20 protein-coding genes are annotated in these 26,023 nt (G+C 61.3%); 3 read left to right on the forward strand and 17 right to left on the reverse strand.

Going from position 1 to position 26,023, the window contains the following annotated elements; all coding sequences use genetic code 11:
• Positions 1-45: 45 nt before the first annotated feature.
• Positions 46-1,848 carry a lipid A export permease/ATP-binding protein MsbA gene (gene msbA, locus QRN46_RS21830; RefSeq protein WP_011332146.1) on the reverse strand — a complete coding sequence of 601 codons (1,803 nt, stop codon included), beginning with the start codon at positions 1,846-1,848 and terminating at the stop codon, positions 46-48.
• A gap of 154 nt (positions 1,849-2,002) precedes the next feature.
• Between msbA and QRN46_RS21835 the strand changes: the two genes are divergently transcribed.
• A complete protein-coding gene (locus tag QRN46_RS21835) occupies positions 2,003-3,865 on the forward strand; it encodes a bifunctional O-antigen ligase/aminoglycoside phosphotransferase family protein (protein ID WP_201817193.1) in 1,863 nt (620 codons plus the stop codon).
• A complete protein-coding gene (locus QRN46_RS21840) occupies positions 3,865-5,082 on the forward strand; it encodes an acyltransferase family protein (RefSeq protein WP_011332144.1) in 1,218 nt (405 codons plus the stop codon). The genes QRN46_RS21835 and QRN46_RS21840 overlap by 1 nt, the downstream gene beginning before the upstream one ends.
• Positions 5,083-5,100: 18 nt before the next feature.
• Here the strand turns inward: QRN46_RS21840 and QRN46_RS21845 are convergent, their stop codons facing one another.
• The 16 genes from QRN46_RS21845 to QRN46_RS21920 all read right to left on the reverse strand — a co-directional run bounded on the left by QRN46_RS21845 (position 5,101) and on the right by QRN46_RS21920 (position 23,112).
• On the reverse strand, positions 5,101-6,003 hold the full coding sequence (locus QRN46_RS21845) for a glycosyltransferase (protein ID WP_011332143.1): 903 nt from the start codon (positions 6,001-6,003) through the stop codon (positions 5,101-5,103).
• Complete coding sequence (locus QRN46_RS21850) at positions 6,000-7,154, reverse strand: glycosyltransferase family 4 protein (RefSeq protein WP_011332142.1); 1,155 nt, start codon at positions 7,152-7,154, stop codon at positions 6,000-6,002. Before QRN46_RS21850 ends, QRN46_RS21845 begins: the two co-directional genes overlap by 4 nt.
• The gene (locus QRN46_RS21855; RefSeq protein WP_041475124.1) at positions 7,151-8,596 is read right to left on the reverse strand and encodes a PIG-L deacetylase family protein; all 1,446 of its coding nucleotides are present in this window, start codon (positions 8,594-8,596) and stop codon (positions 7,151-7,153) included. The genes QRN46_RS21850 and QRN46_RS21855 overlap by 4 nt, the downstream gene beginning before the upstream one ends.
• A gap of 8 nt (positions 8,597-8,604) precedes the next feature.
• Positions 8,605-9,501, reverse strand: a complete 897-nt coding sequence (locus tag QRN46_RS21860) for an antimicrobial resistance protein Mig-14 (protein ID WP_011332140.1) — start codon at positions 9,499-9,501, stop codon at positions 8,605-8,607.
• Entirely contained in the window at positions 9,501-10,631 is a 1,131-nt protein-coding gene (locus tag QRN46_RS21865) for a glycosyltransferase (RefSeq protein ID WP_011332139.1), read from the reverse strand. The genes QRN46_RS21860 and QRN46_RS21865 overlap by 1 nt, the downstream gene beginning before the upstream one ends.
• Complete coding sequence (locus tag QRN46_RS21870) at positions 10,615-12,372, reverse strand: carbamoyltransferase family protein (protein ID WP_007952261.1); 1,758 nt, start codon at positions 12,370-12,372, stop codon at positions 10,615-10,617. Before QRN46_RS21870 ends, QRN46_RS21865 begins: the two co-directional genes overlap by 17 nt.
• 172 nt (positions 12,373-12,544) lie before the next feature.
• Positions 12,545-12,880 carry a YceK/YidQ family lipoprotein gene (locus tag QRN46_RS21875; protein ID WP_041475123.1) on the reverse strand — a complete coding sequence of 112 codons (336 nt, stop codon included), beginning with the start codon at positions 12,878-12,880 and terminating at the stop codon, positions 12,545-12,547.
• Positions 12,881-13,039: 159 nt separating this feature from the next.
• On the reverse strand, positions 13,040-14,491 hold the full coding sequence (locus tag QRN46_RS21880; RefSeq protein ID WP_011332137.1) for a lipopolysaccharide kinase InaA family protein: 1,452 nt from the start codon (positions 14,489-14,491) through the stop codon (positions 13,040-13,042).
• Positions 14,491-15,243: a lipopolysaccharide kinase InaA family protein gene (locus tag QRN46_RS21885; RefSeq protein WP_011332136.1), complete on the reverse strand. Its 753-nt coding sequence runs from the start codon at positions 15,241-15,243 to the stop codon at positions 14,491-14,493. The genes QRN46_RS21880 and QRN46_RS21885 overlap by 1 nt, the downstream gene beginning before the upstream one ends.
• Positions 15,240-15,974, reverse strand: a complete 735-nt coding sequence (locus QRN46_RS21890) for a lipopolysaccharide kinase InaA family protein (protein WP_011332135.1) — start codon at positions 15,972-15,974, stop codon at positions 15,240-15,242. Before QRN46_RS21890 ends, QRN46_RS21885 begins: the two co-directional genes overlap by 4 nt.
• Positions 15,974-16,780, reverse strand: coding sequence for a lipopolysaccharide core heptose(I) kinase RfaP (rfaP, locus tag QRN46_RS21895; protein WP_201817182.1), 807 nt, complete (start codon positions 16,778-16,780; stop codon positions 15,974-15,976). Before rfaP ends, QRN46_RS21890 begins: the two co-directional genes overlap by 1 nt.
• Complete coding sequence (locus QRN46_RS21900; protein ID WP_285357157.1) at positions 16,781-17,902, reverse strand: glycosyltransferase family 4 protein; 1,122 nt, start codon at positions 17,900-17,902, stop codon at positions 16,781-16,783.
• Positions 17,902-18,963, reverse strand: a complete 1,062-nt coding sequence (waaC, locus tag QRN46_RS21905) for a lipopolysaccharide heptosyltransferase I (RefSeq protein ID WP_011332132.1) — start codon at positions 18,961-18,963, stop codon at positions 17,902-17,904. Before waaC ends, QRN46_RS21900 begins: the two co-directional genes overlap by 1 nt.
• 1 nt (position 18,964) lies before the next feature.
• Complete coding sequence (waaF, locus tag QRN46_RS21910; protein ID WP_011332131.1) at positions 18,965-19,999, reverse strand: lipopolysaccharide heptosyltransferase II; 1,035 nt, start codon at positions 19,997-19,999, stop codon at positions 18,965-18,967.
• Between the two features lie 51 nt (positions 20,000-20,050).
• A complete protein-coding gene (gene glnE / locus QRN46_RS21915) occupies positions 20,051-22,990 on the reverse strand; it encodes a bifunctional [glutamate--ammonia ligase]-adenylyl-L-tyrosine phosphorylase/[glutamate--ammonia-ligase] adenylyltransferase (protein WP_285357161.1) in 2,940 nt (979 codons plus the stop codon).
• Positions 22,987-23,112 carry a hypothetical protein gene (locus QRN46_RS21920; protein ID WP_255261909.1) on the reverse strand — a complete coding sequence of 42 codons (126 nt, stop codon included), beginning with the start codon at positions 23,110-23,112 and terminating at the stop codon, positions 22,987-22,989. The genes glnE and QRN46_RS21920 overlap by 4 nt, the downstream gene beginning before the upstream one ends.
• Before the next feature lie 262 nt (positions 23,113-23,374).
• Here QRN46_RS21920 and aceE point away from each other — a divergent pair, with 262 nt between their 5' ends.
• Positions 23,375-26,020 (forward strand): pyruvate dehydrogenase (acetyl-transferring), homodimeric type, encoded by a 2,646-nt coding sequence (aceE, locus tag QRN46_RS21925; protein WP_011332129.1) that lies wholly within the window; start codon positions 23,375-23,377, stop codon positions 26,018-26,020.
• Positions 26,021-26,023: the final 3 nt, after the last annotated feature.

Consider the following 26,023-nt stretch of genomic DNA (forward strand, 5'->3'; position numbering starts at 1 on the left):
ACAAATCGCCGGGCGCATTGCGCGCCCGGCGTTTTCGTGGCGGGATCAGGCGATGTCTTCCGCCGGGGCATCGAGGCCCATGGCATTGAGACGCGCGTAGTAGCCGTTCTGTGCCAGCAAGTCGTCGTGGGTGCCGCGCTCGACGATCCGGCCCTGGTCCATGACCAGAATCAGGTCGGCCTTCTCGATGGTCGACAGCCGGTGAGCGATCACCAGCGTGGTGCGGCCCTTCATCACTTGATCCAGGGCGGCCTGAATGTGCCGTTCGGATTCGGTGTCGAGTGCCGAGGTAGCCTCGTCGAGAATCAGCAGCGGCGCGTTCTTGAGCAGGGCGCGGGCAATTGCCAGACGCTGGCGCTGACCGCCGGAGAGCAGCACGCCGTTTTCGCCGACCTGGGTGTCCAGGCCTTCAGGCAGTTGCGCGATGAAGTCCATCGCATAAGCATCACGCGCGGCCTTCTCGATGTCTTCGCGCGGCGCCCCGGCCAGATCGCCATAAGCGATGTTGTTGGCCACGGTGTCGCTGAACAGCGTGACGTGCTGGGTCACCTGGGCAATGTGGCGGCGCAGGTTGAGCAGCTTGTATTGCTCCACTTCCACGCCGTCGATCAGGATCTCGCCCTTGTCGTGGTGATAGAAGCGCGGAATCAGGTTGGCCAGGGTCGACTTGCCGCTGCCAGAACGCCCCACCAGCGCCACCATCTGCCCCGGCTCGACCGAGAAGCTGATGTCGTCGAGCACCTGACGCTCGGTGCCCGGGTAGGTGAAGCTCAGGTTGCGCACATCGAGGCGACCGCTGACCGAATCGCGCTCGACCGTGCCGGTATCGACTTCGGGCTCGACGTCCAGTTGCTCGAAAATGCTTTCGGCACCGGCCACGCCCTTCTGGATGGTCGAACTGACTTCGGACAGCTGGCGGATCGGCTTGGGCAGCAGACCCGCCAGCGTGATGTAGGCCACCATGTCACCGGCCGACGCATCGCCGCGAAGGTACAGCACGAGGAACATCAGGATCGCCATGGCGCTGTAGATCACCAGCTGCAGCAGCGGCGTGTAGATGGCCCCGGTGCGGGTCATGCGCAACTGCTTGTCGGTATTGCCCTGGCTGGCATCGAGAAAGCGTTTTTCCTCGTAGGCTTCGCCACCGAAGCTGCGCACCACGCGATAGCCCTGGATGGTTTCCGAGGCGACGTGGGTCACGTCGCCCATGGCCAGCTGGATTTTCTTGCTCTGCTTGCGGAATTTCTTGCTGGCAGTGCGCACCATCACGGCGATCAGCGGCAGGATCGCAACCATCACCAGCGTCAGCTTCCAGTTCATGAACAGCAGGGAGGCGAACAGGAAGATCACCGTCATGCCTTCACGGATTACGACCTTGATCGCATCTGTTGCCGCCCCCGTGACCATCGTCACGTTGAAGGTGATACGCGAAATCAGATGTCCGGAGTTATGCTTGTCGAAATACCGGTTGGGCAGGACCAGCAGGTTGTTGAAGAGCTGAACCCGCAGGTCATGCACCAGGCCCAGGGAAACCTTGGCCAGGAAATAGTTGCCCAGATAAGATCCCAGCCCCTGCCACGCGGCGATCAGGATGATCAGCAACGGTACGGCCTGCAGCAGTTGCAGGTCGCGCAGGTAAGGCACGGTGGGAAACAGCACTGCCTCGGGATTGGACAGACCGTCGACAAAGTACTTGAGGATGTAGCCGAGCATCGGCTGGGTCGAGGCAAAAATCAGAAAACCGACGATGCTGATCAGGAACAGACTGATGTACGGCCGGACATAGCCGAGCAGGCGGAAGTAGATTTTCAAGCTCGAAGGGCTTGCGGCGGGACTGGAGTCGGTCATATCACGCGAAAGTCGATAAAAAGGACGCTGACTTTAGCACAGCTTCTTCAGGGTTCTGGCAATCGGCCAAAGGCTGTTATTGTTAGGCGTCTTTTTCAGCGTCAAATAGCCATCATCCAAATGGCCGATCAACCTCAGGATTGAAACACACAGCATGCAATTCAGCGGCTTCAGCAGTACGTCCAGTCGAATTTTCGATTTCATCAGCCTGTGGATTCTTCCCGTCGGCTACTTCCTGCTCTTGTGCGCGCTGTTCTTCCTGCCGGGCCGCAGCCTTCATCACAAGCTGTTTTACGGCCTGTTCAGCATTCCGACGCTGATCGCCCTGTGCCTGCGCCCGCGTGAACTCAAGGAAATGCTGCGTGAACCGGTGTTCATCGCACTGCTGCTGTTTGCCGGCTGGGCGTTACTCAGTCTTTGCTGGGGTCCGCAGGATGAACCGATAGGCGGCATGTTCAAACCTCCGTTGCATACCCTGATGCTGTTCGCCGGGTGTTTTCTGCTGGTCCGCTACCGCAGCGACATCCTGACCCCGTTGCTGTTCGCCGCCGCACTGGTGGCCCTGATCGCAACGATCGCCTTCCTGATCCCGTTCATGCTCCACTTCGAACCCGGCGCGCGCCTGATCGGCGGCGGCGCGTTCGACAACCCGCTGCTCAGCTCCCATCTGTTCGGATTTTTCTGCGCCTACTGGCTCAGTCTGAGCATGACCTGCAAGAATCGCCGGCTGTACTGGCTCAGCATCCCTGCGATGCTGATCATGTTCATGGCCGTGATCGGAACCGGTTCCCGCACCCCGCTGGTGGCGCTGACCATGGCCGCATTGTGGCTCAGCCTGATTTGCTGGAACCGTCGCTCACTGGTGCTGCTGGGCACACTCGCGATTGGTGGCGCAACGGTGGTGGTGCTGTTCTCGAAAATGATCATCGAACGCGGTGACTCCTATCGTTTCGAGATCTGGCAGCAAGCCCTGGAAAAAATCGCCGAGCATCCGTGGATCGGCCACGGTTACAACGCGGTTCTGGCGATTGACCCAGGCGTCGGTTACAACTTCCAGGAACCGCACAGCTTTGCGCTGGGAGTGCTTTATTACGTCGGCATCCTCGGCATGCTGCCCTGGCTGTTTTTCCAGGCCTGGGGGCTGCTGAGCAGCTGGCGTCAGCGCGTGCAGCCATTGCTGATCATCGCCTCGACCTGGCTGGTGTTCGGCATCGGTGCCGGGCTGACCGAAGGCGGCGGAATCATTTCCCGCCCCAAGGAACACTGGTTCCTGCTGTGGATTCCTTTGGCGCTGATTGCGGCCCTGAGCATCAATCAACGTGCCCGACGGCTTTTGGCAATGCCGGTACAAAAGCTGTCGGCAACCGCTCTGCAACAGCTGAGCAGCGACGCCCAGGTCATCGAGGAAGATGGATTGGGGCCCAAGGTCCTGCGCCTGTCCGATGGCAGTTTCCTCAAACTGTTTCGCCGTCGCCGCTGGTATACATCGGGCAGCTTCAACCCGTATTCCGAGCGGTTTGCCGTCAACAGCGAACAGCTGCGCCGGATGGGCATTCCCACGCCACAGGTGCTCAACCTCTATCGCCTCGACGACGGCAGCAGCGCCGTGCATTACACGCCGCTGCCGGGCCACACCCTGCGCCAGGTGCTGCAGGGGATCACCGCGCCTGCAGTGCGTCATGCGCTGGTGGAGCGTTTCGGCAAATTCATGGCCAGCCTGCATGAGCAAGGCGTGTATTTCCGCTCGCTGCATCTGGGCAATGTGCTGGTGCTGGAAGACGGAGAGTTCGGGCTGATCGATCTGGCCGACCTGCGGATCTACCCTTCCCCCCTCAGCCTGTCACTGCGCCAGCGTAATCTGCGCCACATGCAACGCTACACCGTCGACAGACGCTGGCTGTTCGAGGATCACCTCGAGGCACTGCTCCAGGGATACGCCGTAACGGCGTCGAAATCCGCCGTAGACAATCTGCACAGGCAAGTGCTGGCCGGCAACACGCCGGCTAGGGTTCATTGATGATTCAGACCAGTCCGTTCATTGCGCCGGCCGCCTATCTGCTGGCCATCGTATCCGCCGCTTTACTGCTGCGGGCCGTACCGAAGATCGCACGCCATCTGCAGCATTCGGGCGAAAGCCGCTATGCCAGCATCGACGGCCTGCGCGGCTATCTGGCATTCGGTGTATTCGTGCATCACTCGGTCATCACCTGGATCTTTCTGCGCACGGGCGTGTTCGAATTTCCACCGAGCAACTTCTACTCGATGCTTGGCCAGGGCAGTGTGGCGCTGTTCTTCATGATTACCGGCTTCCTGTTCTGGAGCCGTCTGCTGACCCAGGGCCGTCAGCACGACTGGCTGGCCTTCGGCGTTTCTCGGGTGTTCCGGTTGTATCCGCTGTACCTGCCATTGATGCTGGCGGTGTTCGTGACCGTGTTCTACCTGCAGGACTGGCAACTGAAGGAACCGGTGTCACAACTGCTCAAACAGAGCCTGTTGTGGCTGACGTTCGATCGCCCGGACGTCAACCAGTATCCGCAAACCGGCATGCTGATCTCCAACGTCACCTGGACGCTGGCCTATGAAGTGTTTTTCTATCTGGCGCTGCCACTGGCGGCCCTGGTATTCGTCTACCGCAGCAACTGGCGACAGGTCGTGCTGTGCCTGATCGGGATTTACGCGCTGTACCAGCTGGTCGGTTGGGAGCATTCGCTGAAGAAACATTTTCTGGCCAGCTTTCTCGGCGGGATCACCGCCGCCTATTGGGTTCGACGCCCGCAGCTGGTGGCCTGGAGCCGCACGACACTGGCCAGCATCATCGCCCTGGCGGCTCTGGCACTGGCCTTCACCGCGTTCAACCGGGCCTTCAAGACCGCACCGCTGTTTCTGCTGTCGCTGTTTTTCGTGATCGTGGCTTCGGGCAACACCCTGTTCGGCGCCTTGAAACCGCGCAGCATCCGCTGGCTGGGGGAGATCAGCTACAGCACTTATCTGCTCCATGGTTTCGTGCTCTGGCTGATGGTTCAGCGCCTGCCGCTGTTGCTGCACCTCGATGCCCGTGAGACCTGGGTTTACCTGCCGTTGATGGCAGCCTGCACCTGTCTGCTGATACTGATCAGCAGCGCAACGTTCCTTTACATCGAGCAGCCAGGCATGAACGCGGGCAAGAAAGTGGTGCAGTGGATTCGCCAGCGTCAGAAGGGCAGCAAGCACCTGTCGGAAAAAGTCGCTCGCTGAGTGCGAGCGACAACGACCTCAATCTTTTTCCAGCGGCGAAAACAGCAACCGGCCCAACCCGCGCCAGGTCTTCTTGTTCCAGGCCTTGAACGGGATTTGCGCCAGCAGTTCCCGCGCCAGTTTGCGGTCGCGGTTGGCAGTCTTCAGGAACATCGAGTTGAGCGACTTGTAGCGCACTTCGTCGTACAGCGGATGATCGCTGAACAACGCGTAGGTACGCAGGATGTTCTCGATCATGAAACGGTGATTCTTGTAGGAGTTGGTGGCGTGCTTGCGATAGCGCGCCATCACCACGTTCAGACCATCGATGAAGTAACCGGCGCGGGTGATTTTCAGCTCGATGTACAGATCTTCAAGACGAATCGTCGGGTCGAACCCGCCCACCTTGTCCAGTGCCTCACGGCGGATCATCAGGGTCGGCGCCGGCGGATACGGCTTGCGCTCCAGGAACATGTCATCAAAATCCAGGCGCCGGAACGGCACGTCCCGGCGCTGACGCTTTTCCGGATAGAGATTGCCGTCAGCGTCCATCAATTCGATGTTGCCGGCGCAGATACCCACTTCCGGTTTGCCGTCCATATAAGCGACCTGGGTGTCGATCCGGTCCGGGTACATGATGTCGTCGGAACCGAACGGCACGATCAGGCTGCCCTTGGCCCGAGCGATCGCGCCGTTGAGCGTATTGGTCAGGCCCTGGTTCTGCTGCACCCGGAAATCGAAGCCGTATTGGGCCTGCAGGGCATTGATGCGCTCGACACTGTCATCTTTCGATCCGTCGTCGACGACCAGCAGCTCGATGTTCTTGTAGCTCTGGTTGATGACGCTGAGGATGCTCTCCTCGATGTACGGTCCGTGGTTGTAGGACGCAATGATGACGGTAACGAGAGGTTGCTCAGCGCTCGTGGCTGCTGAATCGCTCATGGCTGTTCCTTGCGGGCCTGTTCCAGGCCGGAGTCGATCAGGTTCAGGTATTCCTGGCGGAAGACCTCGATGTCGTGCTGTTCCTGCAAATAGCGGTAGGCCTGCTCGCCCTTGGCCTTGAGCTCGTCATCCGACAGCGCGAGGTAGCTGTCCAGCGCCGCGACCAGGCTCGGTACGTCCTTGGGCGTGATCGACAAACCACCGGCACCTTCGATCAGCGGCAACATGGCCGGCACGTTCGAGGCGATCACCGGCAGGTGCCCGCTCATGCCTTCCAGCAAGGCCAGGCCCAGGCCTTCGGCCAGCGACGGCATGGTCCAGATATCGAACGCACGCACGTATTGCAGGGCGTTTTCCTTGAAGCCCAGCAGGTGTGCGCGACCGCTCAGGCCCAACTGTTCGATCTCGGCGGCGAGCGGCGCCTGCAGGCGTCCGGCACCGATGATTGCCAGTTGAGCGTTCGGGTATTTGTCTTTGAGTTGGGCGAAAGCCTGCAACAGATAAGTGTGGCCCTTGACCGACACCAGTCGCCCCAGCGCACCGATCAGGCGCACATTCGGATCGATACCCAACAACTCGCGCGCGCGTTCGCGGCTGTGCTGCAAGCCCTCGGCCTGTTCGATGTCGATGGCGTTGGTGATTGCGTACGTGTTCTGGTCAGTGAAACCGCAATCGCAATCCAGCAGATACTGCTTAACCGCCGGCGAAACGCCGACGAAACGCCAGTGCCGGTCGATCAGGCGCTGAGTCTGGCGACGACGGTAGAAGCGGTCGTACTCGCCGAAGCCGTGGGAAATACCGATGCACAACGGCACCTTCAACCAGCGGTTGAGCGTCAGCATCATGTTCACCGGTTTGAAGCGGTTGCAGATCACCACGTCGAACTTTTCCCGGCGGCAGAACTTGTACAGCTGCCACATCGCCCGCAGGCGCATGCCTTTGAGGGACTTGTCGGAAAACTCGAAATACACCGAACGGTCGGCACGGCTGACCGCCTCGCCCGGTCCGGGTTTACCGCGCAGGAAGGCGGCGGTCACTTCGTAACGATCGGTCGGCAGCGCCTTGACGATTTGCTCGGCAAGGTCGGCGAAATCATGGGATTTGACGTTGTAATCGGGCTGCAGCTGCAGCACCTTTGCGCGTTGACTCATACCTCTCCCCGGTGCGATCCCGTCGCGCCTGTTTCGCTCTGCTTCAGTACCCAGAACAACTCCTGGCGTCTGACCGCTTTGCGGAAAAATTCGTTCTCGCCGTATACCGATGGACGCCGACCAGCCAGCAGTCGCTGAAACAGCCGGCGCAGGCGACGCTTGAACGGCGCCGGTGGCTGCAGGTCATGCATCATGCCCAGCGCCATGGCCTTGTCGCGTTGCAATTGGATCGACAGCGGCAGGCACAGCGGCTGCATCGCGTGGGTCGCATCGAACGTCGGCGGCAAGGCGATGCCCTGCCCGCTGTCACCCATCGGCCAACGGTCGTTGTCGTGCAAGTGGTTGGCGTAACCGAGCAGCGTCGGTTGGTAATCGAGACCGCGCAAGGCTTCCAGCACCGCCTCTTGGGCGCAGATATGGTCGGGATGCGGATCCAGCGTCGGGTGCGGCAACACGATCACATCCGGGCGCGCACGCAACAGCACATCACGCAGGTCGGCCAGCAGATTGTTCCAGGTCGGCGCGCCGTCGGCATCGCCGGGCAAGGCAAACGGATTCAGCTGACGGAACAGGCGTGTGTCGCTCAGATCGGCTTCCCGCGAGCCAACGGGTTGATTCGGCGCAGCCTGCATCGCCGCCAGTTGCAGGCAGAAATACCCGAGCTGCACGCAATGCTCCTGCGGTACGCCGGCCCAGCGCGGTACGGCAAGACTGTCCCAGGCACGCAGACGCCCCTTGAGACGCGCCGCTTCGACCTTGTTCAGGCCCATCTGTTGATAGTGTTCGGCTTCGATCTCGCCGGCGGTCAGGGTCACGATCCAGGCTTCTTTGGCCTGGCTGTACAGTCCGTAGGCGGCCAGTTCGGCATCGTCGGCGTGAGGGGCGATGACCATCACCCGCTGCTGACGGTAGTCCGGTTGTTCCAGCGCCCACAGCACTGGCTCGCCGGACACCCGGCAAAAGCGCCCGCGCAGACGCAACTGGCCTTGCGACAAGGCCTGCGCCTGGCCGCTGAGGTTCAGATAACGCAGGCCGTTCACGCCACGCTCGAACGTCTGCGCGTCGGGATGGGTGCCGCCGGCCAACTCGACCCGAGGGTCGAAGAAGCGTCCCAGAAAGCTGCTTTTGACCTTCACGGCGAGGATCAGTGTGGCGTCGTCCACCAGCATCACGCCCTCGTCGAGGCGCAATTGCTCGCCGTTCAAATGCACTTTTGGCTGCGGTGTGAACGGAGGAAAGCTGTATTGGTAATCGTCTTTCGGCGAATAGAACAGGTGATCGGCGAACCACGCTTCGTGGGCAATCCAGCCGACCACCGCCAGCACCAGCGGCAACCACCAGGCCACCAGCACGCCTAGGGCAATCAACACGAGCAGTGCGATCAACAGGCTGATGCGCTTATTGCGCCGGTGACGCTTGAGCAGTTGCTGTTTGCGGCTCATGGGCTGACTCATACGGTGAAGACCGGCACAGGATTGCACCAGCGATCCTTGTATTCACGGTCGGCGCGACCGAAGGAAAAGCGCAGCGGCTTGTCCAGTGCCCGCGCGTGCTCCCAGGCAGATTGCGTATTGAGGAAACTCAGGACGCTGCCGGGGCTGAATTCACGGGTTTCAGGGTCGACGCCGCCGTTGATGTACTCGACGCTGATCCACTCCGGCGCTTCGACGCGATACACCAGTTGAATGGCGATCGGCGCGTCGTTGAGGAAGATCACCGAGCCGATCAACAGCTCGCGCAACAGTTCGATGACTTCAGCCATGCGTGCTGCGCCAGTGGCCGGGAAACCCCAGCGGCGCTGGAACAGATCGCAATAAATGGCTGCAAGTTCGGCACTGGAAAAATCGCTGACCGGCCGCACCACCCCGCCTGCCTCTTCCAGCAGGCGCAGTTCGCGACGCTGGTTGTAACGAAACTTCTTCGACAGTTCTTCCGGAGTGCGGGCCATGGCCAGTTGCTCGGTCTGCAACTTGAGGCCGCTGAAGCGGTTTTCGTTGAGCGCCGACAGGTAGCGCCCGCGATGACGCAGCGGGGCCTGGGCATCGGCGGCGGCCGGCAGGATCAGCTCGGCGTTGCCGAGGTCGAACAGGCCTTTCTTGCCGTTGCGCTTGAGCACGTCCTTGGACAAGGCCAGGTCGCGGCCCCAGGTCGGGATCGCGGCTTTGACTTCGCCCTGCTGCTCCCAGGCCAGATAACGCACCGGGATACCGGCCAGATCCGCCAGGCGCTCGACGACCATGGGATGAGTCGCGACGCTACCGCCAAAACGCTGCCAGGCCTGTGCATAAGTTGAGGCGTCAACGGGCGACCAGCCACGTTCGCGCCAGCCTTGAAATCGGTTGAGCATCAGCCCCTCGGTGCCAGATCGGTAACTTGCGGCAAATGCCAGAAGGTGTCGCGTACGGCGCGGTCGGAGAAGCGCTCGCGCAGGCGGTCGAACATCATCTCGGCGCACTGACGACGCTGCTGCTCGTCCATGCCGGCCAGATGTTTCAGGCCCTGGGCCAGATGCTCGGCGTCACCCAGCGGAAACAGGATCCCGACGCCTTCGACCACTTCCTTCGCCCCGCCGCACGCCGTGGCCAGCAACGGCACGCCGGCGGCCATGGCCTCCAGCAGCACCATGCCGAACGGTTCGTGGTCGGAACTCAAGGCAAACACATCGAATGCGCGGAAATAATTACGCGCGTCCGGCACCTGGCCGAGGAACAGCACCCGATCTCCAACGCCCAGCTCACGGGCCTGCGCCTTGAGTTCATCCTCGAGACGCCCCTTGCCGAGAATCACCAGTTGGCTGTTGGCCGGCAGACCGGGCAGCGCCGCGGCAAAACCACGCAGCAGCGTGGCCTGATCCTTGTCCGGGTGCAGGCGACCGACGTTGCCGACAATGAACGCATCCGCTGAAAGACCGAGGGTCTCGCGGGCTTCGCGGGCGGACACCTGACTCATCTGCAACGCAGAGACATCGATGCGGTTGTAGAGGGTCTGGATTCGTGTCGCCGGCCATTTCGGCAGGCAGCGGCGCATGTCGTCGCGCACCGCATCGGACACGCCGAGCAGGCTCAGACGCTTGCGGAAAATGTGCGCAAAGAGTTTGCGCGAACCGCGTTTGTAATCGCCAAACGCGTGGTGCACGCCGATCACCGGCAGCGAAGTGCCGAGCAAGGCGATGTAGATCGGCTTGAAGCGATGGGCGATACAGAAACTGAAATTGCGTGAAGCGGCGATCTTGCGCAGATCGCCGATGGCGCCCAGCTTCAGGCCACGAATGGCCTTGGAGCTGTATTCCATGAACAACACTTCATCGGAGGCGCAGGCCGCGGCCACCTCGCTATCGGCAGCCCCGGTCAGAAAGACCGTGGTGACCCGATAACCGGTGCCCGCGAACAGGCTGGCGTACTGCCGCGCGCAGTCGAGGAACGGCCCGTCATAGCCGTGACAGAACTGCAGCACATGGCGTTCAGCCGAGCGTGTCATAAGCGTTTGCGCCTTCTTTGACCACCAGGATGTCTTCCATGATCAGGTACTGCAGATCCGAGCCGAAGAACATGTTCAGGGCGTCGGTCGGCGAGCAGATCATCGGTTCACCACGACGGTTGAGCGAGGTGTTCAGGGACACGCCGTTGCCGGTCAGCACTTCCAGCGCCTTCATCATGTCGTAGTAACGCGGGTTGTATTCGCGCTTGAGCACCTGGGCCCGGGAAGTACCGTCTTCGTGGACGACTTCCGGCACGCGGGTCTTCCACTCTTCAGCCACTTCGAAGGTGAAGGTCATGAACGGCGCCGGGTGGTCGATCTTGATCATCTGTGGCGCAACGGTGTCGAGCATCGACGGGCAGAAAGGCCTCCAGCGCTCGCGGAACTTGATCTGGTGGTTGATCCGGTCAGCCACGCCAGCCACGCTCGGGCAACCGATGATCGAACGACCGCCCAGCGCGCGCGGACCGAACTCCATGCGGCCCTGGAACCAGGCGACCGGGTTGCCATCGACCATGATTTTGGCGATCTGCTCCGGCATGTTGTCGAGCTTGCGCCAGGTTGGCTTGTTCTCGTGACGGGCGCACGCGGCGATCACGTCTTCGTTGCTGTACGACGGGCCGAGGTAGACGTGTTCCATCTTCTCGACCGGCACGCCACGGGCGTTGGACACATAGGCCGCTGCGCCAACCGCCGTACCGGCGTCGCCGGAGGCAGGCTGTACGAACAGTTCCTTGACGTCGTCGCGGGCGATGATTTTCTGGTTGAGCTTGACGTTCAACGCACAGCCACCGGCGTAGGCCAGCTTGCCGGTTTCCTTGAGCACGTCGCCCAGGTAGTAGTCGATCATCTGCAGCGCGATTTTTTCGAACAGCGCCTGAATGCTGGCGGCGTAGTGGATGTACGGCTCGTCGGCGATGTCGCCTTCGCGCTTCGGACCCAGCCACTCGATCAGCTTCGGCGAGAAGTAGTAACCCTTGCCCTTCTCTTTATAGCGACGCAGGCCGATCACGTTGGCGTAGTCGGTGTTGATCACCAGCTCGCCGTTCTCGAACGAGGCCAGGCGCGAGAAATCGTATTTGCTGGCGTCGCCGTACGGCGCCATGCCCATGACCTTGAACTCACCGTCGAGCATGTCGAAACCGAGGAACTCGGTGATCGCGCCGTACAGGCCGCCGAGGGAGTCCGGATCGAAGAATTCCTTGATCTTGTGGATCTTGCCGTTCTCGCCATAACCGAAGAAGGTCGTGGCGTATTCGCCCTTGCCGTCGATGCCGAGGATCGCGGTTTTCTCTTTGAAACCCGAGCAGTGGTAGGCGCTGGAAGCGTGGGCCAGGTGGTGTTCAACCGGCTCGATCTTGATTTTCTTCGGATCGAAGCCCAGTTGTTCCAGGCACCAGACGATTTTGTTGCGATAGCGCTTGTAGCGACGGTTGCCCATCAGGATCGCGTCGAGTGCGCGGTCCGGGGCGTACCAGTAACGCTTGGCGTACTGCCAGCGCGCCTTGCCGAAAATGCTGATCGGGGCGAACGGAATCGCGACCACGTCAACGTCGGACGGCTTGATGCCTGCCTGCTCCAGGCAGAACTTCGCCGATTCGTAGGGCATGCGGTTCTTTGCATGTTTATCGCGTACGAAGCGCTCTTCCTCAGCCGCCGCGACCAGCTTGCCGTCGATGTACAAGGCTGCTGAAGGATCATGGCTAAGGGCGCCGGACAGGCCAAGAATCGTCAATGCCACAGGGGTCTAGCCTCTTTAGTCTGCATTCAGGCGCGATGCGCCTTGAAAAATGATGTGCCCTCGCACCGGGCGAGAGACAGCTAAAGGGCGGGATTATAGCGTAAACGTGGCGGGAATGACCCTGTGCGAATTGCCCCATGTCGTTCAACCCACAGAACCCTTGTCCATGGGCCTATCCACGGCTTGGCCGCCAATAAACACTGATATTCCCGTCCACCGCCTGGCGATAGATCGTATACGGCAGGAAAGCCGTGTCGAACACACCGGACAGGGTCAGGTCGAGCAGGACGACCGGTACCAGAATGCCGGTAGGATCGGGCGGCGCGTGCAGCAGGCAGAAATCATGGGCGAGTCCGCTGTAGATGCGCGGAATCGACTGACAGTAGGTCTTCTGTTTGCGCAGGCCGCGCGTGGCGGCTTCATCGCCCTGCAAGACCGTGACGGCGGTGCCGCAGCCGGACAGTGCCAGGGAAAATGCGCCGATGGCGATAGCGTTTTTGATGGTCAAGATTTGCCCTCCGGGAACGTCGGGGCAAACTAGCATCGGGGTTTTGCGGGGGGCAGTTCATGGGTTCCGGAAAGGCCGTAGGACAAGTCACAAGGATTTGTCGCTACAACCCTCACCCGATTTCAACAGCAGAAATGTCTTACACGCTGACGAAAATAATCACGCAGCGCCCGCTACATCCTTGGGCAAACGCTGATCAATCACCTGATACAGCGCACTGTTCTCAGGCCAGTTACGCATGAACCGCGCGCGATCCCGGGCATAGGCCGGGGCGAAGCTGCCCAGCGAGCCGTGCTGGCACATCGAATCCAGATCGATCAGTGCCCAGCGGTCTTCCTGCCAGAACAGGTTATGCCCTTTGAAGTCGCCATGGCTGATGCGTTCGGCGATCAGCCGTGCAAACAACTGATCCAGCGCCTGCAACTCGGCTTCCGGCGCCTCGCCACTTTCGACGTACGGCGCAAAGCGCTCGATGATGTCGGGTCCGGCGAGGTGCTCGGTGATCAGATAGGCCTTGCTGCGCAGCCAGAAAAACCGGGTTTCCAGCACCGCCAGCGGTTTTGGCGTGGCGATGCCAAGGAACGCCAGGCGATTGCCTTCACGCCAGGAATGCCAGGCGCGGCTTGGACGCCAGAAGCGCTTGAGCCAATGGGCAAAATTCTTGATGTTGTAACGCTTGATCACCAGCGCACGCCCGGCAACCTCGACCTTGCCGACACTGGCCGCGCCGCCGGTCTTGTACAGATGCCCCTGATCGAGCAAGGCATCGGCCTGCTCCAGCACCGGCAGCATCGCGGCCTCTTCCTCGCGGCGAATCGAGCGCAGAGCAAATGCGCCGCGCTTGACGCTGAACAGCGTGCATTCACGACCGACCTTGATCAGGTAATCCCTCAAGCGCCAGGCGCGCACCTTGTCGATCTGCTTTTGCAGGGCTTCCAGCGGCAGCGCGTGCTCGCTGTTGCTCAGCAGGTAATACACCAGCAATTCTTCGGTGAACGGCTCAAGCGACTTGGGCAACTGGGCGAAGAACACCCCGAGGTTTTCCAGCACTTTCTGCCGGGACAACGGCTGGCCGGCGTTTTCGGCGCAGATACCCGCGCCATCGATCAGATACAGCTGACCGCCGTGGCGCAACAGGTTGTCCAGGTGCAGGTCTTCCTGCCACAGGCCTTTGCCGTGCAACTGACCGATGGCACCAAGCGCTTCGGCCAGCACCGCCGATTGTTCGTCGGCCAGCACCGGCAGGGATTCGACCTTGCTCCAGGCATCGCCCAGACTCTCGGCGCCTTCAAGGAACTCGAACAGCAACCAGCCGCCTTCGCCGTCCTTCAGGCCGTCGGCCAGCAGCAACGGCGTGGTCATGCCCTGAGCGGCGAGCAGCTTCACACCCTCCAGTTCACGCTGAAAGTGCCGCGCCGCTTTGCTACCGACCAGCAATTTGGCCAGCACCGCACGCCCGCGCCACACACCGGCACCGACGTAACGCTGCCCCGGCAACACCCGCAGCAGGCTGAGCAATTGCAGATCTGCCGCTCCGGCTGCATCGGCCAGCGAAACCGTCAGCGGCAGACTGGGCGTGCGCCCGGCATTTTTCAGGTCGGACAACTGCATCAGCGGGTCTCCTTGCGACTGCGCCGCGCGGTCAGCCGCGTGACCCAGCTGTCGACCAGCGAACTGTCCGTCGATTGATCGAGATACGCCGCCAGCAGCTCACGCAATTGCGCTTCGCTCCACTCCGGCGCACGGCGCAGCAGCGGCTCCAGATCCTTGACCCGATCACGCATACCGAACAGCAACGGCCGAGTCTTTTCCAGATCGATCAACTGCGCCTGATAGCCGTCGCCCTCGGCACGCAGGAAAATGTGCTTGGGATAAAAGCAGCCGTGCACCTGGCGCATGCCGTGGAGATGGCGCGCCAACAGTCCGCAAGACTTGAGAATCGCCGACTGCTGCGCGGCATCGAGGTCCGACCAGCGCTGCAGCAACGAATCGAGATCGTCCCAGCCGTCCAGCGCGCGGGTCAGCAGGATCGCACGGACTTCACCATTGACTTTGCGCTCACCGAAGAACGCCGCCTGCAACGCCGGAATGCCGAGTTTGTTGTAACGACTGATGTTGCGAAATTCCCGGGCGAACGTCGGCTCGCCGAAGGGTGCGTGCAACGTGCGGGTCAGGTAATTGCACTGGCGCTTGAGGTAATAGCCATGCCCTTCCAGGTCCAGACGAAACACGCTGCTCCAGCCGCCGCCATCAGTGTTGGGCTCATCCACGGCGTCGAGCTGCTTGGACCACAGCGCATCGAACGTGCCGAGACCGTGGCGCTCCAGCAGCGCACGGTCTTCAGCGGACAGAAAATCAGTCATTCGCGTCCCTCGAAAAATCTCACCACGTGGCGAATCCGTTGCTTGTCGGCGGCATTCAGCCGGTCACGCTGGCGGTATTGCAGGTAGAAGCGCAGGCGCTGGGTGTTCGACAGGTGATACTTGGCCACCTTGTCGAGGCAGGCCAGATCCTTGGTGATCCGGTACTTGAGCCAGAAGCCACGCCAGAAATCGCCGTTCGGGCAGTCGATCAGAAACAGCTGCGCCTGATCGTCGATCAGCAGGTTGCGCCACTTCAGATCGTTATGGGTAAAGCGGTGGTCGTGCATGACCCGGGTGTAACCGGCCAACTGCCGGCTGACACCGTCGACCCAGGCGCGATCCTTGAGCTTGGGATCGTTGCGTTCGGCCAGCGCCGACAGGTCTTCGGTGCGCGGCAGCTCACGGGTGATCATCGCCCCGCGATCGTAGGCCATGCCGTTGCGCTCCAGGCCCCACGCCACCACTTCGGCAGTGGGAATGCCCCACTTGGCGAAGCGCTTGAGGTTCTGCCATTCCATCTTCACCCGGGGCTTGCCCAGATAACGCCGCAAGCCTTTGCCGGCGCCGACGTAGCGCTTGACGTAATAATTGACGCCATTGAGCTGCACGCGAATGACTTCGGACAAAGGATCGCGGGTCAGGCGCTCGCCCTGAAGGGCGAATACCGCTTCGAGGCTACCGAAGTGTTGTGCAAGATCGCTGTATTCAGGCTCCAGATTCCAACCCGCCATCAGAGCGCATCCCCGTAACGCTGCTTGCGCGCGTAGAGCTTGTTGGCCTTGCCTTCAAGCCAGCTCAGCAACGGCGCTTCTTCGGCCAGGATCCGGCGCAGCGGTTGCTGAAAATAGCCTTTGAGAAAACGCAGCTTGTCGCGACGGGTCAGGCCGATGTCCAGCGCGGAAAAGTACAGCGCCGCCAGATCCTTGTTGCGCCAGCGCTGGGTGATCGCCGGGCGGGTCTGGGCACGGTGCAGGTCGATCACCGAAAGTTTGAAATCTTCGGGAGTGACCGGTTTGTCGGTGTGCAGCAGAAAGTGGCAGATGTAGCAGTCGCGGTGGTTGACCCCGGCGCGGTGCATCATGCCGGTCATGCGCGCAACCTCGGCGATCAGCGCCCGCTTGAGTTTCGGCTGCGGCGGTTGCTTGACCCAGTCGATGCTGAAGTCTTCGAGACTGATGGTCGGCGCCAGCTCTTCGGTAACGATGAACGAATGCTGATCCGCCGGGTTGCTGCCCTTCTCGCCGTACGCGACGGCGGTCATGGTCGGCACGCCGACTTCCTGCAAGCGCTGGATGGCTTTCCATTCCTGGCCCGCGCCGAGTACCGGCAGCTTGGCGGTCAGCAGGTTCTTGAAGATCTCGCCCCAGCCGATACCCCGGTGGATCTTGACGAAAAAGCCATTGCCGTCGACTTCCGTGCGCAAAGTCCTGCGAGCTTCCAGCTCGCGGTACACCTCGCCCTGCAAGCCTTCGACTTCCACGAACGCATCGCGGCCAGCCCACAGGCTCTTGAACGGTTCAGCCAGCATCAACTTCATTTAAGCGTGCTCCGCCAGAATCACATCGGCCGCGTGCTGCGGCATGCTGTAGAGGTCGGCCGTCTCGGCGAAGGCCAGACCGTTGCGGCTCCAGGCCGCCCGTGCAGCGTCGTCGTTCAACATGTCCGTCAGGTATTGCGTCAGTTGCGCCTGATCGAACGGCTCGTCCAGCACTCGCCCGGCGTCGGCCTCGGCGATGTAATGGGCGTAACCGCAGACTGCGCTGACCAGCACCGGCAACCCGGCGACCAGCGCTTCAAGCAGCACCGTACCGGTGTTTTCGTTGTACGCCGGGTGGATCAACAGATCGGCGCCGAGCAGGAAACGCGGGATATCGCTGCGCCCCTTGAGGAACGTCACGTTGTCGCCCAGGCCCAGCGTCGCACTCTGCATCTGGAACAATTTGGGGTCATCCTGGCCGATTACAAACAGCCGGGTGCGTTTCTTCAGCTCGGCAGGCAAGGCGGCCAGCGCTTTGAGGCTGCGATCGACACCCTTGGTCTTGAACCCGGAACCGATCTGCACCAGCAGCAGTTCGTCGTCCTTCAGATTGAATTCGGCGCGGAAACCGGCGCGAATCTGGTCGGCATCCGCCGGACGGCGACGATCCTGGGCAATGCCCGGCGGCAGCAGGTGGAAGCGTTCCAGCGGCGTGTCGTAATACTTGATGAACAGCGGCTGCTGCACTTCGGAAATCATCAGCACTTCGGTCTTCGCATCCTTGGCGAACACCGCGCGCTCGTATTCAGCGAAGTGGCGATAACGGCCCCAGCGGCGATACAGGGAATTGCGCAGGTTCTGCGCCTTGTCTTCGAAGCAGCCGTCGGCGGCGTAGTAGACGTCCAGCCCCGGCATTTTGTTGAAGCCGATCAGGCGATCCACTGGACGCTTGGCCAGGTCCGCTTCCATCCACGCGCTGAGCTTTTCATTGCGCCGGTGATTGAAGAACGCCTTGACCGGCGCCACCAGCACTTCGAAACCGGGCGGCACGTCGCCTTCCCAGATCAGGGTGTAGACGCGAATTTGATGGCCGCGCTTCTGGCATTCGAGGGCGATGCGCATGAAGTCGCGCTGCAAACCGCCGAACGGGAAATACTTGTACAGGACAAAAGCCAATTGCATCAGCGCAGCTCCTCAGCCATCAACAACGTGCTCAGTCGGCTGGCAACACGCTCGGGATTCAGACGCGTGAAGCACAGAGGCCACTCGCGTTTCAGGTCAAACTGACCGGCATCCTGCGCGGTCGGTTGATACGTACATTTCTTTTGCAGGCACGGCGCGCACGGGAAATCGCTGCCGAGGTGAATCTGCAACTTGCCGTAGGCGCCGGTCAGGCCGGGATTGGTCGGGCCGAACAGGGAAATCGTCGGCACATCGAGTGCCGCGGCCAGATGACCAAGACCGGTGTCCACCGCGACGCAGGCCTGGGCACCGGCCAGCACCTTGCCGACCCCGGCCAGGTTCAGTTTCGGCAGCACTTCGGCGTGTTTGAAACCGGCGGCGATGCGCTCGGCCCGGGCCTTCTCCAGTGGGTTGCCCCACGGCAACTTGATCCCGACGCCGAGGTAGCCGACCCGTTCGGTCAGCTCGCGCCAGTAGGCTTCCGGCCAGTGTTTGGTGTCCCAAGTGGTGCCATGCAGGAACACCACGTAAGCATTTTTGCGCGGCAGCTCGACCAGACGCTCGACGTTGAGGCCGTAATCGCCCAGGCCTTTGGGCAAGTCGTAACCCAAAGCAATGGCGAACAACTGGCGCACGCGCTCGACGGCGTGCTGCCCACGGGCCACCGCCAGTTTGCGGTCATAAAAGCGCGCGGCGATCGGCTCGCGGGCCGAGCCCTTGTCGAGACCGGCCACCGGGGCTTTGACGTAGCGGGTCAGCCAGGCGCTTTTCAGCAAGCCCTGAGCGTCGATCACCAGGTCATATTTGTTCGCCCGAACGGACTGTTTGAAGCGCTTCCATTCGCCGCCGGTGATGGTTTTCCAGATATTTTTGCGCCAGCGGCGGATCGCCACCGGAATCACTTTGCTTACGGCCGGGTGCCAGGTCGGAATCTCGGCGAAGCCTTCTTCCACCACCCAGTCGAACCTGATCCCGGGAATCGCCCGGGCGGCGTCGGTCAGCGCCGGCAATGCGTGAATCACGTCGCCCAGCGATGAAGTCTTGATCAGCAATACCCGCAAGTTAATGAACCTCGACCACAGAGCCCTGCAAACGCTGCAAGGCATCGTTGACCGCGTCCGGCATCAGCTGGCGCAGGCAGTTGTAATGGCCGAAACGGCAGGTGCGGTCGAAGCAAGGGCTGCAATCGAGGCCCAGACGGACGATTTCCACGTGTTCGGCCAGCGGCGGGGTGAAACCCGGCGAGGTCGAACCGTAGACCGCCACCAACGGGCGATTGAGCGCAGCGGCCACGTGCATCAGGCCGGAATCGTTGGAGACGACCGAATCGGCGCAGGACATCAGGTCGATGGCCTCGGCCAGCGAAGTGCCGCCGCTCAGATTCACCGACTCTTCACGCAGACCCGGAATCAGCCGCGCGCGGATGTCTTCGCCGACCGCGTGATCGTTCTTCGAACCGAACAGCCAGACCTGCCAGCCTTCACGGATGCGCGCCTCGGCGACCTTGGCATAATGCTCAGACGGCCAGCGCTTGGCTTCACCGAATTCGGCGCCGGGGCACAACACCAGCACCGGACGGTCGAGGGTCAGGCCGAACTTGGCCAATGCGGCCTCGCGGGTCACCGGGTCGATTTGCAGGCTCGGGCGCGGATAGGGTTTCGGCAGTTCGGCGTTCGGTTCAAACGCCAGCGCCATGAAACGCTCGATCATCAGCGGATAACGTTCTTTATCCAGCGTGCGCACGTCATTGAGCAGGCCGTAGCGGAATTCGCCGCGCCAGCCGGTGCGTTTCGGAATGCCGGCGAAGAACGGCACCAGTGCCGACTTCAACGAATTCGGCAGCAGGATCGCCTGGTCGTACTGGCCGGCCAGGGATTTGCCGATCCGCCGACGGGTCGCCAGCTCCAGCGCGCCGTGGCCGAGCGGGAAGCTCAAGGCCTTGCGCACTTCGGGCATGCGTTCGAGGATCGGCCGGCTCCACTCCGGGGCCAGCACGTCGATTTCGCACTGCGGGTGGCGCTGCTTGAGACACTGAAACAGTGTCTGCGCCATCACCATGTCACCGACCCAACTGGGCCCAACGATCAGAATATTCATGTGGTTTCCATAAACGAACCGGGGAGGCTTTACGCCTCCCCGTCTCGAGAATCAGCTTAGCCCCAGCTCACGCCAGATCCGCATCACCTGCCGCCGTTCGTCCGCGAACTGATCGCCCGGTATCACCCCGGCGTCCTTCTGCAAGGCCTGCCGGTGGGCGGCGGAACGATAGGCCTTGTAGGCCTCGCGCAACAGGCTGGCGTCTTCGGCCGGCATCAGCCCTTCGTGTTCAAGCTCTTCCAGAATGCGGATATTGTCCGTCCAGCGCAGCAACGCCGGGTGGGTCTGCGACCACGCCAGGGCCGCGTATTGCACCATAAATTCAATATCGACGATACCTCCGGCGTCCTGCTTGAGGTCGAACGGCGCCGTGGCCTCGAAGGCATTCGCCCCGGTACCGGCGGCGGTGCTCTTGCTGCCGAGGTTGTCGCGCATCTTGGCGCGCATCTCGCTCACTTCCTGTTGCAGTTTCGCCAGATCCCGCGCCTTGCCCAGCACCTGGGCCCGGACGTTCTCGAAGGCCTGGCCGACATCCTTGCTGCCCACCAGCACCCGGGCCCGTACCAGCGCCTGATGTTCCCAGGTCCAGGCTTCATTTTCCTGATAGCGCGCAAACGCGCCGAGCGAACTGACCAGCAGCCCGGACGCCCCGGACGGACGCAGGCGCATGTCCACTTCGTACAGCTGACCGGAGTTGGTCTGCGCCGTCAGCAAGTGAATGATCCGCTGGCCGAGCCGGGTGAAGAATTGCGTGCCATCGATCGGTTTCGGGCCATCGGTTTCGGCCTGCTGATCACCATCGTGGATGAACACCAGATCCAGATCCGAACCATGCCCCAACTCGATCCCGCCGACTTTCCCATAACCGACAATGATGAAGCCGGGATCGCACAGCGTGCCGTCGGTGCGCAGCGGCGTGCCGTACTTGGCCACGGTCTGACGCCAGGCCAGGGCCAGCACTTGCTCAAGAATTGCTTCGGCCAGCCAGGTCAGGTAATCGCTGACTTTCATCAACGGCAGGCTGCCGGCGATTTCCGAGGCGGCGACGCGCAAGCGGTGCGCCAGTTTGAAATGACGCAGGGCTTCCATCTGTTGTTCGAGGTCGTCTTCCGGGATCCGGGTCAGGCGCTCGCGCAATTCGGCGGCCAGTTCCGGCGCCAGCGGCGGCTTGAACAGCCGGCCTTCGTTGAGCAGTTCATCCAGCAGCAGCGGGAAACGGGTGATCTGCTCGGCGATCCACGGGCTGGCGGCGCACAGCGTCAGCAAACGCCGCAGCGCGCCGGGATTTTCGGTCAGCAACACCAGGTATGCCGAACGCCGGGCCACCGCTTCGACCAGCGGCAGAACCCGCTCCAGCACCAGATCGGGATTTTCATGCTCCACCGCCTGGGCCAGCAGGCGCGGAATAAAGGCATCGAGACGCTCGCGTCCCAAACGCTGCATCGCCCGCAACTGCGGGCTGGCGCGCAGGCTCGCCAGTGCTTTCAAGGCCTTGGTCGCGTCAGCGAAACCGCCCTCCTCCAACTGGCGACAGGCCGCCTCTTCGTCCTGCGCCTCTTCCCACAGCGGCAGCCATTCACCGCCGACCACCACTTCACTCTCAACGCCTTCGTCCTCATCGGGATCGGCGATCACTTGCGCGAAGTGCCAGGCCACGCGGCCGCGCCAGAACATCAGCTTCTCGTGGAACGCATCCCAGTCGGAAAAACCGAGCATGAATGCGATACGCGCCTGATCCTGAGCGCTGTCCGGCAGCATCTGGGTCTGGCGGTCGGCGATCGCCTGGATCGCGTGTTCGGTGTAACGCAGGAATTCGTAACCTTCGCGCAGCTCGCTGATCACCGCCGGCGGCAGATAGCCCTGCCCTTCGAGCGTACTCAACACCTTTAATAGAGGGCGCTGCTGCAGACTCAGGTCGCGACCGCCGTGAATCAGTTGAAAGGCCTGGGCGATGAACTCGACTTCACGGATACCGCCGGAGCCAAGCTTGATGTTGTCGGCCATGCCCTTGCGCCGCACTTCCTGCTGGATCAGCTGCTTCATGGTGCGCAGCGCTTCGATCGCCGAGAAGTCCAGATAGCGTCGGTACACGAACGGCCGCAGCATTTCCTGCAACTGCTCGCCCGCCACCTGATCGCCAGCTACCACCCGCGACTTGATCATCGCGTAGCGTTCCCAGTCGCGGCCCTGATCCTGGTAATACTGCTCCAGCGCATTGAAGCTCAGCACCAGCGCGCCGGACGATCCGTATGGGCGCAGGCGCATGTCGACGCGGAACACGAAACCGTCGACGGTGATCGGGTCGAGGGCCTTGATCAGGCGCTGGCCGAGACGAATGAAGAATTCCTGGTTGTCCAGCGGGCGCTTCACGCCGACGGTTTCACCGCCCTCGGGGTAGGCGAAGATCAGGTCGATGTCCGAGGACAGGTTCAACTCAACCGCGCCAAGCTTGCCCATGCCGAGGATGACCATCTGCTGCGGTTCGCCGCTGCGCCGACCGGTCGGCGTGCCGAACTGCTCGCAATGGCGGCGGTACAACCATTGATAGGCCTGATCGATGCTGGCGTCGGCCATGTCCGAGAGATCGCGGCAGGTCTGCACCAGATCCGCCTGGCGGTTGAGGTCGCGCCAGATGATCCGCACCTGATGCCGGGTGCGCTGGCGACGCAGGACGCGGCCCAACTCATCTTCGGTCTGCGCAGTGCTCACCGCCTCTGCAATCTGCCCACACAACTCGCCGCGGGCGAACGGCCGGTCCAGTTCGCCGGACTGCACCAGCGACAACAACATCAATGGGTCACGAACGCTCTGTTCAATGACGAAATCGCTGGCGGCGCTGACGCGGGCGAACTGCGCCCAGCGTTCCGGCGTCCAGGACGAGAAGCCGTGATCGTCTTCCAGTTGCGCGACAGCCGCACGGAACGACTGCTCCGATCGGCTGACCAACGGCAGGAGAATGGCGGGCAGTTCGGCAAGCGCGGGCAGGGTCATGGTCTATCCTTGATCGGCGTGTAAATGGCCGCTTGTAGTGATGATTGAAAAACCGCTACGCGAAGGACTGTCGAACAAAAGTGAGAAATAGCTGAAATTTCTTTTTCTTTGGCAGCCAGCATCAAACTTTCACCTTTTTCGGATGGCCAAAGACCAACCTTAACGATTATTCTCACAACGCAGTCGGAGGCCACAAGCCTTTCATCTGTAGTTTTACTACTCGTCTATACATTCGAAAGGCTGAAATGCCGGATGATTTGTAGTAAAACTACACGCCGCCGGAACAACCTGTCGGCAATCCAAGAATTTTAAATCGTCTGCCCACAAGGCCAGTCGCAAACTCAGGCAACCGATTCTGGAAGCCTTTCCGCCCTGGAGCAAGCCATGCAAGACCTCGATCCCGTCGAAACCCAGGAATGGCTGGACGCCCTGGAATCGGTTCTCGACAAAGAAGGCGAAGACCGTGCTCACTATCTGATGACCCGTATGGGTGAACTGGCAACCCGCAGCGGTTCGCAGCTCCCTTACGCCATCACCACGCCTTACCGCAACACGATCCCCGTTACCCACGAAGCACGCATGCCTGGCGACCTGTTCATGGAACGCCGCATTCGCTCGCTGGTACGCTGGAACGCGATGGCCATGGTAATGCGTACGAACCTGAAAGATTCTGACCTGGGTGGTCACATCTCCAGCTTCGCTTCCAGTGCGACCCTGTACGACATCGGCTTCAACTACTTCTTCCAGGCCCCGACCGACGAACACGGCGGCGACCTGATCTACTTCCAGGGCCACACCTCGCCAGGCGTTTATGCCCGTGCATTCATGGAAGGCCGCATCACCGAAGACCAGATGAACAACTTCCGCCAGGAAGTCGACGGTCAGGGCCTGTCGTCCTACCCGCACCCTTGGCTGATGCCTGACTTCTGGCAGTTCCCGACCGTTTCGATGGGGCTGGGCCCGATCCAGGCGATCTACCAGGCTCGCTTCATGAAGTACCTGGAACACCGCGGTTTCATTCAGCCGGGCAAACAGAAAGTCTGGTGCTTCCTGGGCGACGGCGAGTGCGACGAGCCGGAATCCCTGGGCGCCATCTCCCTGGCCGGCCGCGAGAAGCTGGACAACCTGATCTTCGTCATCAACTGCAACCTGCAGCGCCTCGACGGCCCGGTTCGCGGCAACGGCAAGATCATCCAGGAACTCGAAGGCGTGTTCCGCGGTGCTCAGTGGAACGTGACCAAAGTCATCTGGGGCCGTTTCTGGGACCCACTGCTGGCCAAAGACGTCGACGGCATCCTGCAACGTCGCATGGACGAAGTCATCGACGGCGAGTACCAGAACTACAAAGCCAAAGACGGCGCATTCGTGCGCGAACACTTCTTCAACACGCCAGAACTCAAGGCGATGGTTGCAGACCTGTCCGACGACGAGATCTGGAAACTCAACCGTGGCGGCCACGACCCGTACAAGGTCTACGCGGCATACCACGAAGCGGTCAACCACAAAGAACAACCGACCGTCATCCTGGCCAAGACCATCAAGGGTTACGGTACCGGTGCGGGCGAAGCGAAGAACACCGCGCACAACACCAAGAAAGTCGACGTCGACAGCCTGAAGCTGTTCCGCGACCGCTTCGACATCCCGGTGAAAGACGAAGAGCTGGAAAACCTGCCGTTCTTCAAGCCAGAGCCAAACAGCGCCGAAGCCCGTTACCTGGCCGAGCGTCGCGCCGCATTGGGTGGTTTCGTGCCTCAGCGTCGCGCCCAGAGCTTCAGCGTACCGACTCCGGATCTGGACACCCTCAAGGCGATCCTCGACGGTTCCGGCGACCGTGAAATTTCCACCACCATGGCCTTCGTGCGGATCCTCGCGCAACTGGTCAAGGACAAGGAAATCGGCCCGCGCATCGTTCCGATCATCCCGGACGAAGCCCGTACCTTCGGTATGGAAGGCATGTTCCGCCAACTGGGCATCTACTCGTCCGTCGGCCAGCTCTACGAGCCAGTCGATAAAGACCAGGTGATGTTCTACAAGGAAGACCAGAAAGGTCAGATCCTTGAAGAAGGCATCAACGAAGCAGGCGCCATGAGTTCCTTCATCGCCGCCGGTACTTCGTACTCCAGCCACAACCAGCCAATGCTGCCGTTCTACATCTTCTACTCGATGTTCGGCTTCCAGCGTATCGGCGATCTGGCCTGGGCTGCCGGCGACAGCCGCACCCGTGGCTTCCTGATCGGCGGCACCGCCGGCCGTACCACCCTGAACGGTGAAGGCCTGCAGCACGAAGACGGTCACAGCCACCTGCTGGCTGCCACCATCCCGAACTGCCGCACCTACGATCCGACCTACGGCTACGAGCTGGCGGTGATCATTCAGGACGGCATGAAGAAGATGACCGAAGAGCAACAGGACATCTTCTATTACATCACCGTGATGAACGAGTCCTACCAGCAGCCAGCCATGCCGGCCGGTGCCGAAGAAGGCATCAAGAAAGGCATGTACCTGCTCGAAGAAGACACCCGCGATGCGGCGCATCACGTACAGCTGATGGGCTCCGGCACCATCCTGCGTGAAGTCCGTGAAGCGGCGAAGATTCTGCGTGAAGAGTTCAACATCGGCGCCGATGTGTGGAGCGTCACCAGCTTCAACGAACTGCGTCGCGACGGCCTGGCCGTAGAGCGAAGCAACCGTCTGAAACCTGGCCAGAAGCCTAAGCGCAGCTACGTCGAAGAATGCCTGAGCGGCCGTAAGGGTCCGGTCATCGCCTCTACCGACTACATGAAACTGTTCGCCGAGCAGATCCGTCAGTGGGTACCGTCCAAGGAATTCAAAGTCCTGGGCACCGACGGTTTCGGCCGTAGCGACAGCCGCAAGAAACTGCGTCATTTCTTCGAAGTCGACCGTCATTTCGTGGTGTTGGCAGCCCTGGAAGCACTGGCTGACCGTGGTGATATCGAACCTAAAGTCGTGGCCGAGGCCATTACCAAGTTCGGCATCGACCCGGAAAAACGCAACCCACTGGACTGCTGAGGA

It is taken from the genome of Pseudomonas sp. lyk4-R2A-10 (assembly GCF_030209075.1).
GTDB lineage: Bacteria > Pseudomonadota > Gammaproteobacteria > Pseudomonadales > Pseudomonadaceae > Aquipseudomonas > Aquipseudomonas glycinae.